Raw genomic sequence first — 11,307 nt, forward strand, 5'->3', positions numbered from 1 at the left:
CCGCTCCCACACAAGCCCGCCCCCACAGTTGGTTTATGCCAGGCGCCTAGCCTCCATCTGTATCGATATCGGCATCCGTTTCATCGCTAGGCTTCGGCCGGTCAGGGTGCGGTTTAAAACCGGGGCTGAACTCGTTGTCGTTGTCGGTGTGGACATTTTTCTGGTCGACGGCGTTGTTGGCGCTATCCGGTTCAGGGGTGTTGCTATCGCCATCTCCCGGTGTCTTCGGGTCGATGGCCGGGTCATTGCGATTGATCGCCTGATCCTGCTGCTGGCTCATTGAATCGTCTTTCATAAGCACCTCGTTCGTCACTACTCAAGCACGGCTGAAACAGCCAGGCCTTGAAGATTCGAAGCCTTGCGCCGCGCAACGTTCCATCGCATGAAACACGCGATCCCTGTAGGAGCGAGGCTTGCCCGCGAAAGCGCCCTTGAGATCGCCATCGCGGGCAAGCCTTGCTCCTACAAAAGGCTTCAGGATCAAGATCAAAAGATCGCAGCCTTCGGCAGCGCCTACTAGAGTTGTGGCCAGGGATGAAAAATCCTTCCGTTAGCGAACAACTATTTCGCACGGCAAATGTCACTGATGTGCGTCGATCAATTTTGGGGATTCGGCGTAACACTTTTGGGAGTCAAGACACATGGCGGCACTGCAACGCAACACACTCGAAGCGATCAAAAACAACCAGACGCAACTGCTCGTCAATTGGACGAACAGCCTCGAGGCCAGTGGTGCCACGCGCAACATCAAGGAACTCGACCTCAAGCAACAGACGTCGGATTTCCTGCACCTGATCATTTCCGGGCTGGAACAGGGCAATAGCCAGAACGTCGCCGCCCCGGGCTGGGACGATATTCGCCAGTTCCTCGAAAAACTGTCCCAAAGCCGTGCCCAGCTCGGCCAGGACTCGCAACAGACCGCCAGTTTCATCTTCGCCCTCAAGGGCCCGCTGTTTACCTTATTGCAGGCGCACTACAGCAACGACCCCGCGCAATTGGCCGAACAACTCTGGGAAATCTCCGAGCTGCTCGACTCCTTGGGCATGCACACCATCCGCACCTTCCAGAAGTCCCGTGAAGCAGTGATCAAGCGCCAGCAGGAAGAATTGCTGGAACTGTCGACCCCGGTGGTCAAGCTCTGGGATGGCGTGCTGGCGCTGCCGATGATCGGCACCCTAGACTCGCAACGCACTCAGGTAGTGATGGAATCGCTGCTGCAACGAATCGTCGACACCGGTTCGGAAATCGCCATCATCGACATCACCGGCGTGCCGACTGTCGATACCCTGGTGGCGCAACACTTGCTCAAGACGGTCACCGCGATCCGCCTGATGGGCGCCGATTGCATCATCAGCGGCGTACGTCCGCAGATCGCCCAGACCATCGTGCACCTGGGCCTGGACCTGCAAGGCGTGGTCACCAAGGCTAACCTGGCCGATGCCCTGAAACTGGCCCTGACCCGGTTGGGACTGACCGTCAACAAGGCGGTATAAGCCGATGGAGCGTATTCCGATTCTGAAAATGGGCGACTTCCTGCTGGTGACCATCCAGGTCGACATGCATGACCAGCTCGCCCTCACGCTGCAAGACGACCTGTCCGAGCGCATCAGTAATACGTCCGCCCGAGGCGTGCTGATCGATATCTCGGCGCTGGACATGGTCGATTCGTTTATTGGCCGGATGATCGGGACCATCTCCGGCCTGTCGAGCATCATGGATGCCCAGACCGTGTTGGTCGGCATGCAGCCGGCCGTGGCGATTACCCTGGTCGAACTGGGCCTGACCCTGCCCGGCGTCAGCACGGCGTTGAACGTCGAGCGAGGGATGAAATTGCTGCAGGACCGAGTACGCGAACAATGACCGTGCGCAGCAGCGGCAGCCAACCGATTCAAATCGAACAGGACGTGGTGCTGGCCCGCCAGACCGCGCGCAAACTGGCGCAGGAATGCGGCATGCGCCTGATCGACCTGACCAAACTGGTGACCGCCGTCAGCGAGCTGGCGCGCAATACCATGGTCTACGGCGGTGGCGGCGACATGGACTGGCAGATCCTCGACGAAAACGCCCGTACCGGCCTGCGCCTGGTTTTCCGCGATGAAGGGCCGGGCATTCCCGACATTAAACTGGCGATGACCGACGGCTGGACCTCCGGCAGTGGCCTGGGCCTGGGCCTGACCGGAGCCAAGCGCCTGGTGGAAGAGTTCGAACTGGAAACCGAGCCTGGCAAAGGCACTCGCATAACGATTACCCGATGGACATGAATATTGGCGGCAGCCTGACGCTCGTCTTGCCGATCGAAGACAGCAGCCAGATCGGTCATGCCCGGCGCACCGCACAACAACTGGCGGAGAAACACGGCTTCGACGCCACCGATGCCGGCCGCGTGGCGCTGGTGGTCACGGAATTGGCGAGTAATGTGCTCAAGCACGCTAAACACGGTGAATTGCATATCAGGAGTTTGCCGCGCCCGACAGGCGCCGGGGTTGAAATCCTTGCGGTGGATCGCGCCGGCGGCTTTGATTTGCAGGCGTGCCTGGCCGATGGCTTTTCGACCCGAGGCACCCAAGGCATCGGGCTCGGCGCGGTGTCGCGCCAGACCGAAGTGTTCGATGTGTATGCCGATCACCGTGGCGCGGTGCTGCTGACACGGCTGTACCCGCGCAGCGACAAGGCGCCGGATCGACGGATCGGCATCAGCCAGCATTCGTTGCACAACGACCCGGCGTGCGGCGATGTCTGGCACCTGGCATTCGACGGCGGCTGCATCAGCGCCCTGATCATCGACGGCCTCGGCCACGGCGAAGAAGCCGAACGCGCCGCCCGCGCCGGTGAGACAGTCTTCGCCCTGGCGCCGTTCGCTTCACCGACGCTGTTGCTTGAGGACATGCATCACGCCATGATCGGCACCCGTGGCGGCGCGGCAGCCTTCGCGCAATTCGATGGCGATGCCTTGAAGTTCGTCGGTATCGGCAATATTGGCGCCAGCCTGATCGGCCCGGACAAAACCCGGGGCCTGGCCTCCCACCCCGGCATCGTCGGTGGCCAATACCGGCGCGCGCAGCCCTTTGACTATGCTCAAGTGAACGGACACCTATTGATCATGTACAGCGACGGCCTGCAGTCCCGTTGGAACCTGCAAGACTACCCCGGCCTGGTGCACCGTCATCCCGCCGTGATTGCCGCCGTGCTGCACCGCGATTTCTGTCGCGGGCGGGACGATGTAACGGTATTGGTCGTTGCCCTGGAGGCCGCCCATGGCTGAGTCACCCAACCTGACGCCCGACGAACAAACGATGCTGATCGCGCAATTGCAGAGCGAAGCCACTGCGTTGCGCGACGAACTCGATGAAACCAATCAGGGCGTATTGGCGTTGTACGCCGAACTCGACGAACAGGCCGAGCAATTGCGCCAGGCCTCAGACCTGAAAAGCCGTTTCCTGTCGTACATGAGCCATGAGTTCCGCACGCCGCTGGGCTCGATCCTGAGCATTACCGGCCTGCTGACCGATGAACTCGACGGCCCGTTGAGTCCCGAGCAGCACAAGCAAGTGGCGTTTGTCAGCGGGGCCGCGCGGGAATTGAGCGACATGGTCGACGACCTGCTGGACCTGGCGAAGATCGAGGCCGGGCGTATCAGCATTTCCCCGGCCTGGTTCGACATGCTTGACCTGTTCGCCGCCCTGCGCGGCATGTTCCGGCCGATTGTCGATGGCAGCGCTGTGGACCTGATCTTCGAAGAGCCGGTCGGCCTGCCACGGCTGTACACCGACGACAAGAAACTCGCACAAATCCTGCGTAACTTCATTTCCAACTCGCTGAAGTTCACCACCCGTGGTGAAGTGCGGGTTTCGGCGCGCCTGGAGAACGCTGATCACGTGCGTTTCGCCGTCAGTGACACAGGAATAGGTATCGCCCCGGAGCTACATGGCGCATTGTTCGAGGACTTTTCACAGGTAGACTCGCCCTTGCAAAAACGCCTGCGCGGCACCGGACTCGGTTTGTCCCTGTGCAAACGCTTCGCCGAGCTGTTGGGGGGCGAAGTCGGGGTGCAGAGTACGCCGGGCACCGGTTCGACCTTTTTCGTGATCATCCCGCTGGCCATCGCCGTGGAGCCTGCCGATGAAACGTGATATCCGTTTGTTGATCGTCGATGACAACGTCGCCACCCGCTACGCCCTGCGACGGCGCCTGGAACGCCACGGCTACGAAATCCTCGAGGCCGGCACCGGCAGCGAAGGCCTGGCGCTGATCGACAGCGAACTGATTGATGCACTGATCCTCGACGTCAACCTGCCGGACATGAGCGGCTTCGACATCGTGCGCAAACTGCGCACCGAGGCGGCCACCGCGCTGCTGCCAGTGATTCACGTGTCGGCGGCCTCGATCCAGACCGGCGACATCATCACCGGCCTCGACGCGGGCGCCGATGCCTATTTGATCCACCCCGTGGACCCGGATGTACTGCTCGCCACCCTGCGCACGCTGCTGCGGGTGCGCGACACCGAGAATGCCTTGCGCGAAAGCGAGGCGCGGTTCCGCGAGATTTTCACCAATGTCTCGGCGCCCATCGCGGTGATGGACGCGACGTTGAAAGTCCACGAATGCAATCACGCCTTCGCCCAGTTGATCCAGGAAAACCTCGACCCGGACAGCCTGCGCGAATGCTTTGCCGACGATCAAGGCGCGGTGATTGATGAACTGCGCCTGCGCCTGGCGTACGGCGAGCGCTGGAAAGGCACGCTGAACATGCGGGTCGAAGGTCAGGTGCGGGAAACCGAGTGGCAGATTTCGCCCTACCGCACCCCGGAATTGAGCCTGGTGTTCGTCGAAGATGTCACCGAGCACCGCCATCGCGAGCGCTCGCACCTGGCGCGGCTCGACGACGCCACCACGCAACTGGCCAAGGAAGTCGCCGAACGGGCGCGCACCGAAGCACAGTTACTGCAAGTGCAGAAAATGGACGCTCTAGGCAAGCTGACTGGCGGCATCGCGCATGACTTCAACAACTTGCTGACTGGCATCATCACCAGCCTTGAACTGATTCAGAAACGGGTCGCGGATGGACGCACCGACAAGGTCCAGTTCTACGCCGAAGCGGCGCTGAACTCGGCCATGAGCGCCGCATCCCTGACCCATCGCCTGCTGGCCTTCGCCCGTCAGCAGCCGCTGGACACCCGGCCGGTGGACATCAACGAGAACATCCGTTCCCTCGAAGAATTGTTGGTGCGCACCATCGGCGAGCGCATCGCGCTGAAACTGGAATTGACCACCAAGCCCTCCATTGCCCTGGTCGATCCGATCCAGCTGGAAAGTGCCGTGCTCAATCTGGTGATCAATGCGCGGGATGCGCTGCCTCAGGGCGGCAATATCTGGGTCAGCACCTACGCCGCCTATTCCCATGGCGACCCGAATCTGGCGGACGGCGCCTACATCGCACTCGCGGTGCGCGATGACGGCACCGGCATCGAACACAGCGTGATCGACAAAGTGTTCGATCCGTTCTTCACCACCAAGCCACTGGGCCAAGGCACCGGGTTGGGCCTGTCGACGATTTACGGTTTCGCCCGCCAGTCCGGCGGCGATGCGCACATCCGCAGCGTGGCCCGGCGCGGCACCGAAGTGACCATCATGCTGCCGGCGAGTACCGATCCCCTCGCAGTCGCAGAGGAAATGGTGGTCTCCGATTCCCAAGGCTCGGGCGAGCATGTGCTGATCGTCGAAGACATGCCCTCGGTGCGCATGTTTGTCGCCGAAGTGCTGGTGGACGCCGGTTATCGCTGCACTCAGGTGGAAGACATCGAAACTGCCCTGGAGCGGTTGCAGAACGATCCAACGATTGACCTGATGCTGACTGACGTCGGCCTGCCGCGCATGAGCGGGCGGGAATTGGCGGATGTAGCCCGGGGCTGGCGCGAAGGGTTGCCGATCCTGTTCATGACCGGCTACGCGGAAAACGCCCTCAACCGCCAGGAGTTCCTCGGCGTAGGCATGGACATGCTGGTCAAGCCGTTTCAGATCAGCGAATTGCTGGATAAAGTCCGGCGCAGCCTCGACGGCGCCTGACACACCGAATCGCGAGCAAGCTCGCTCCCACAAGGGTTCTCTGTTGAGCACTGTATTTGTGTACAACTGAGATTCACTGTGGGAGCGAGCTTGCTCGCGATGGCGGTCTGTCTGAAACATTGATGCTAAGGCTGATGGCCCCTTCGCGAGCAAGCCCGCTCCCACACTGGATCTCGGGTGTACACAAACTGTGTGTTCACTGCAGATTTCCTGTGGGAGCGGGCTTGCTCGCGAAGAGGCCAGCTCTGACACCGCTATCTCAAGCCAGCACCCTGGCCAAAAACGGTGCTGTCCGGCTCTTCTTGTTTTTGGCCACGGTCTGCGGCGTACCCGCCACCACAATCCTGCCGCCCTGATCCCCTGCCCCCGGCCCGATGTCGATCACCCAGTCACTCTGGGCCACCACGCGCATTTCATGCTCGACCACAATCACCGTGTGCCCCGCCGTCACCAGCGTATTCAACTGCTCAAGCAGCCGATCCACATCCCTTGGATGCAACCCAGTGGTGGGCTCGTCGAGCACGTACAGGGTCGCACCACGCTGGTTACGTTGCAGTTCGGTTGCCAGTTTGATCCGCTGCGCTTCGCCGCCGGACAACTCGGTCGCCGGTTGACCCAGTCGCAAGTAACCTAGGCCAATATCCCGCAGCACTTCCAGCGAACGGCGAATCCCCGGTTGCTCGGCAAACACCGTGACCGCGTCATCCACCGTCAGTTGCAACACCTGGGCGATGCTCAGTCCCTGCCAGGTGATAGCCAGTGTCTGTGGGTTGTAGCGCGCCCCATGACACGTCGGGCAAGGCGCGTAGACGCTCGGCATAAACAGCAATTCAACGCTGACAAAACCCTCGCCTTCACAGGTCGGGCAACGCCCCTTGGCAACGTTGAAGGAAAATTGTCCGGCGTCGTAACCCTCAGCCTGTGCCTCAGGCGTGGCGGCGAACAGTTTGCGCACGTTATCGAATAGCCCGGTGTAAGTCGCCAGGTTCGAGCGCGGCGTGCGGCCGATGGGTTTCTGATCGACTTGCACCAGGCGCTTGATCGATTCCAGCCCCGCCGTGACCTGACCACTGCTGACTTGCGGCGCGTCGTCCTCAAGGCTCAATTCTTCCGGCTCGCTGGCCGTCGATGGTTTGCCCAAATGCGCGCCGACCAGTTCGAGCAACGCCTGGCTGACCAAGCTCGACTTGCCGGAACCCGACACGCCGGTCACCGCCGTAAAGCAGCCCAAGGGAAATTCGGCGCTGAGGTTGTTCAGGTTATTGCGGGTGATGCCTTCCAGGCGCAGCCAGTCCTTTGCCTTGCGCACAGCACGCTTGGCGCTGACCTGCTCGGCGAACAGATAGGCGCGGGTCTGGGAATCGGTAATGTGCTCCAGCCCTGAAGGATGACCGCTGTAGAGAATGTGCCCGCCATGCTCACCGGCCGCCGGCCCTACATCGATCAGCCAATCCGCGCGGCGCATGGTTTCCAGATCGTGCTCGACCACAAACAGGGTATTGCCCGCCGCTTTCAGGCGTTGCAGGGCTTCAAACAACGCTTCGCCATCGGCCGGGTGCAGCCCTGCCGAAGGTTCGTCCAGCACATAAATCACGCCGAACAACTGCGAGCCCAATTGCGTCGCCAGGCGCAAGCGCTGCAATTCGCCGGAGGACAGGGTCGGCGTGCTGCGATCCAGGGCCAGGTAACCGAGGCCCAAGTCAGTCAAGGTGCTGACCCGCTCCAGCAAATCCTGGGCGATGCGTTGCGCCGCCAGGCGTTTCTCCACCGACAGGTTCGGCGTGTGGCGCACGTCCGGCGCATTGGCGTGACCGCTGGCACCGTGGGCGACGCGCTGCTCCCGAGCCTCGCGGGTCTGCTCATGGGTCAGCACTTCGCCGGGTTGATCCGGCTGCTCAAGGTAACTGTGAGCCGCCACCGGTCGCAGTACTTCGGCCACTTGCAGCAACGGCATCTGCGACAACTCGCCGATGTCGTAACCGGCGAACGTTACCGACAGCGCTTCACGCTTGAGCCGCTTGCCATCGCACAACGGGCACGGGCTGCCGAGCATGAATTGCGAGACGCGCTTCTTCATCAAGGCGCTTTGAGATTGGCTGAAGGTGTGCAGGATATAGCGCCGCGCGCCGGTAAACGTGCCCTGGTAACTCGGTTCCATTTTGCGCTGGAGGGCGACTCGGGTTTCTTCCGGGGTGAGCCCGGCGTACACCGGTACGGTCGGGGTTTCTTCGGTGAACAGAATCCAGTCGCGCTGCTTTTTCGGCAGCTTTTTCCAGGGGATGTCCACGTCGATGCCCATGGTCACCAGGATGTCCCGCAGATTCTGCCCTTGCCAGGCCAGAGGCCACGAGGCAACGGCGCGCTGGCGGATGGTCAGGCTCGGATCCGGGACCATCAGCGCTTCGGTCACTTCGTAGACGCGGCCCAAGCCGTGACATTCGGCGCATGCCCCTTGCGGCGTGTTCGGCGAAAAGTCTTCGGCATACAGCATCGCCTGTCCCGGCGGGTAACTGCCGGCGCGGGAATAGAGCATGCGGATCAGGCTCGACAACGTGGTCACGCTGCCCACCGAAGAACGCGTACTCGGCGTGCCTCGTTGTTGTTGCAAGGCGACGGCGGGCGGCAAACCTTCGATGGAATCGACGTCCGGCACACCTACCTGATCAATCAAGCGCCGGGCATACGGCGCCACGGATTCGAAATAGCGCCGTTGCGCTTCCGCATAAAGAGTCGAGAACGCCAACGAAGACTTGCCCGAACCGGACACGCCGGTGAACACCACCAGGGCATCCCGGGGAATGTCCACGTCGACGTTCTTGAGGTTGTGTTCCCGGGCGCCGCGCACCTTGACCATGCCGGAGGGAGGGGTTGAGGTGCGCTTTGACGTCATGAAATAACCTTAAATAAATAACTGAAAAACACCGATCCCCTGTGGGAGCGGGCTTGCTCGCGAAAGCGGTGTGTCAGACGACATCAATGTTGAATGTCAGACCGCATTCGCGAGCAAGCCCGCTCCCACATTTGACTGGGGTTAACCGTTGAGCACCATGCGCACCATTTGGGTCAGTGCCTCAGGCCCATACGGTTTACTGAGCAAATGTGTATCGGGACTCAACTGATGGTTGCGCGAAATAATGTCGCGGGTGTGCCCGGAGGTAAACAGTACCGCCACCGGCGGATTCTGCACCTTGGCCCATGCCGCGAGGTCCGAGCTTTTGATCAGGCCGGGCATGACCACGTCGGTGAAGATCATGTCCACGGCCGCGCCTTGCTGCAATACCTGCATGGCCAAGTCGCCATTGGCGGCGGTCAGCACCTGATAACCCTCTTCGCGCAGCAACTCCACCGCCGAGGCGCGCACCGCTTCGTTGTCCTCGACCACCAGAATGGTTTCATGCCCGCCCCGTTGCTGCGGCCCCGGCAGCGGCGCTTCATTGGGCAACGCTCGCAGGCTGCGCGGAAAATACAGCCGCACTCGCGTACCCTCGCCAACCACGCTGGACATCTCGATATGCCCCCCGCTTTGCTTGACGAAGCCGAAGACCATGCTCAAACCGAGCCCGGTGCCGTGGCCATCGGCCTTGGTGGTAAAGAATGGTTCGAACGCCTGGGCCAGCACTTCCGGCGCCATGCCGCCCCCTGCGTCGGTCACCGTCACGCGCAGGTAGTCACCGGCGACGATGTCTTTACCTGCGCAGAACCGCCGATCCAGGACGACGTTCTCGGCGCTCAGGCCGATGGTGCCCTCGCCCTTCATCGCATCACGGGCATTGATCGCCAGGTTGAGGATGGCGTTTTCCAGCTGATTGCGATCCACATGAACACGCCAGGCTTCGTCGGCCACTGCCACGTCGATCTGGATGGTTTCCCCGAGCGCCCGTTGCAGCAGTTCCCCCAGGCCATCAAAGATCTGCCGGGGTTCGCAAACGTCCGGCGACAGTGGCTGGCGGCGGGCAAACGCGAGCAGTTGCGACGACAGCTTGGCCCCGCGTTCGACCGCCGCAATCGAGGCACTGACCCGGCGCTGCACATTGAGGTTGTCCGGCTCATGCCGCGCCAGCAAATGCAGATTGCCGGCGATCACTTGCAGCAGGTTGTTGAAGTCATGGGCCACGCCGCCCGTGAGGCCGCCGATGGCTTCAAGCTTCTGCGCCTGGCGCAATTGCTCTTCCGCCGCCAGCCGCGCATTGACTTCATCGGCGACGCGCTGCTCCAGGTTGCGTGTGAATTTGATCAGGGACTCTTCGGCGATTTTGCGTTCGTGGATGTCGATCAATACGCCGGGAAAGCGAAACGGTTTGCCCTGTTCATTGAACTCGCAGCAACCGCTGGCCAGCACCCACAGGTAAGTGCCATCGGGGCGCAATACCCGGTATTCAGCGTTGTAGGGTGCGCCAGTGCTCACCGATTGATTGACCTGTTCCTCGACCCAGTCGAAGTCGTCGGGATGAATACGCGACTCAGCAATCTCGGTGGGCAGGTCGGCCAGATTCTGGCCCGCCGGATAGGAAAAAGTACGGGCAAAACGCTCGTCCCCGGACAGCACATTGGCCTTGATGTCCCAGACGAACGAGCCGAGCAGCGCCCCGGCATTCAGCGCCAGGCGCACCCGTTCGTTGTCGGCACGGTAGGCGTTCTCGGCTTCCTGGCGCAGGCGTTCGGAAATCACGTGGTCGGTGGTCTCGACCACCATCGCCATGACCCCGGACGGACGCCCTTCATCATCAGCGACCGGGCTGTAATAGAGATCCAGCCAGACATCTTCCGGAATGCCGTCGCGCAACAGCACCAGCTCTTTATTGCGATAGGACAACGTACCGCCCGCCAGGCAAGTATCGAGCACATGGCGATTGAACTCGGCCACCTCCGGCCAGCCGAGTTCCACCGGCACCCCCAGCAGATAGGGATGGCGACCGCCGGCGAACACCGAGTAGGCGTCGTTGTAGATCATGTAGCCGAGCCGCCCCCAGAGCATCACCATCGGCAGCGGCGAAGCGAGCATCAGCTGCACCGTACTGCTCAGGCTGCGGGGCCAGTCGTCGAGGTTGCCGAGCTCGGTCCGGTCCCAGTCGAACGCGCGAATGCGTCCGGCCATTTCGCCAGTCCAGCCGGCACAACCGTGGCTATCTGATAGAAACTGCATTGACTGACTCTGTGTCCTGTAATGGCGCCCGTTTGTTTCGAGCGCTGCGGATGCCAATGGTTTCATAGAGGTATAGCTGATTCATTATTCCCTTGTGGAAA

General features: G+C 61.5%; 9 protein-coding genes. 6 read left to right on the plus strand and 3 right to left on the minus strand.

Annotated elements, in window-relative coordinates:
* Positions 1-46: 46 nt before the first annotated feature.
* A complete protein-coding gene (locus NK667_RS13245; RefSeq protein WP_054615037.1) occupies positions 47-295 on the minus strand; it encodes a hypothetical protein in 249 nt (82 codons plus the stop codon).
* 346 nt (positions 296-641) lie between these two features.
* On the opposite strand from NK667_RS13245, the gene NK667_RS13250 reads away from it, so the two are divergent.
* Genes NK667_RS13250 through NK667_RS13275 form a run of 6 tightly spaced genes read left to right on the plus strand, consistent with a single transcriptional unit; the run spans position 642 to position 6,063 of the window.
* A complete protein-coding gene (locus NK667_RS13250; RefSeq protein WP_054055100.1) occupies positions 642-1,493 on the plus strand; it encodes an STAS domain-containing protein in 852 nt (283 codons plus the stop codon).
* Between the two features lie 4 nt (positions 1,494-1,497).
* The gene (locus NK667_RS13255) at positions 1,498-1,860 is read left to right on the plus strand and encodes an STAS domain-containing protein (RefSeq protein WP_054055098.1); all 363 of its coding nucleotides are present in this window, start codon (positions 1,498-1,500) and stop codon (positions 1,858-1,860) included.
* The gene (locus NK667_RS13260; RefSeq protein WP_054055096.1) at positions 1,857-2,261 is read left to right on the plus strand and encodes an anti-sigma regulatory factor; all 405 of its coding nucleotides are present in this window, start codon (positions 1,857-1,859) and stop codon (positions 2,259-2,261) included. Before NK667_RS13255 ends, NK667_RS13260 begins: the two co-directional genes overlap by 4 nt.
* Complete coding sequence (locus NK667_RS13265; protein WP_054616261.1) at positions 2,258-3,262, plus strand: ATP-binding protein; 1,005 nt, start codon at positions 2,258-2,260, stop codon at positions 3,260-3,262. Before NK667_RS13260 ends, NK667_RS13265 begins: the two co-directional genes overlap by 4 nt.
* Positions 3,255-4,130 carry a sensor histidine kinase gene (locus NK667_RS13270; RefSeq protein ID WP_054055094.1) on the plus strand — a complete coding sequence of 292 codons (876 nt, stop codon included), beginning with the start codon at positions 3,255-3,257 and terminating at the stop codon, positions 4,128-4,130. Before NK667_RS13265 ends, NK667_RS13270 begins: the two co-directional genes overlap by 8 nt.
* Positions 4,120-6,063: a response regulator gene (locus NK667_RS13275; RefSeq protein WP_054615038.1), complete on the plus strand. Its 1,944-nt coding sequence runs from the start codon at positions 4,120-4,122 to the stop codon at positions 6,061-6,063. The genes NK667_RS13270 and NK667_RS13275 overlap by 11 nt, the downstream gene beginning before the upstream one ends.
* Before the next feature lie 259 nt (positions 6,064-6,322).
* Here NK667_RS13275 and NK667_RS13280 read toward each other — a convergent pair whose 3' ends face one another.
* Both NK667_RS13280 and NK667_RS13290 read right to left on the minus strand, forming a co-directional pair.
* On the minus strand, positions 6,323-8,953 hold the full coding sequence (locus NK667_RS13280; RefSeq protein WP_054615039.1) for an excinuclease ABC subunit UvrA: 2,631 nt from the start codon (positions 8,951-8,953) through the stop codon (positions 6,323-6,325).
* Positions 8,954-9,094: 141 nt separating this feature from the next.
* Entirely contained in the window at positions 9,095-11,206 is a 2,112-nt protein-coding gene (locus NK667_RS13290; protein ID WP_054615040.1) for an ATP-binding protein, read from the minus strand.
* Positions 11,207-11,307: the final 101 nt, after the last annotated feature.

The organism is Pseudomonas nunensis, from assembly GCF_024296925.1.
Taxonomy (GTDB): domain Bacteria; phylum Pseudomonadota; class Gammaproteobacteria; order Pseudomonadales; family Pseudomonadaceae; genus Aquipseudomonas; species Aquipseudomonas nunensis.

Coding starts and splice junctions, on each gene's coding strand:
- NK667_RS13245 (WP_054615037.1), bottom strand. CDS start 295: ATGAAAGACGATTCAATGAGCCAGCAGCAGGATCAGGCGATCAATCGC.
- NK667_RS13250 (WP_054055100.1), top strand. CDS start 642: ATGGCGGCACTGCAACGCAACACACTCGAAGCGATCAAAAACAACCAG.
- NK667_RS13255 (WP_054055098.1), top strand. CDS start 1,498: ATGGAGCGTATTCCGATTCTGAAAATGGGCGACTTCCTGCTGGTGACC.
- NK667_RS13260 (WP_054055096.1), top strand. CDS start 1,857: ATGACCGTGCGCAGCAGCGGCAGCCAACCGATTCAAATCGAACAGGAC.
- NK667_RS13265 (WP_054616261.1), top strand. CDS start 2,258: ATGAATATTGGCGGCAGCCTGACGCTCGTCTTGCCGATCGAAGACAGC.
- NK667_RS13270 (WP_054055094.1), top strand. CDS start 3,255: ATGGCTGAGTCACCCAACCTGACGCCCGACGAACAAACGATGCTGATC.
- NK667_RS13275 (WP_054615038.1), top strand. CDS start 4,120: ATGAAACGTGATATCCGTTTGTTGATCGTCGATGACAACGTCGCCACC.
- NK667_RS13280 (WP_054615039.1), bottom strand. CDS start 8,953: ATGACGTCAAAGCGCACCTCAACCCCTCCCTCCGGCATGGTCAAGGTG.
- NK667_RS13290 (WP_054615040.1), bottom strand. CDS start 11,206: ATGCAGTTTCTATCAGATAGCCACGGTTGTGCCGGCTGGACTGGCGAA.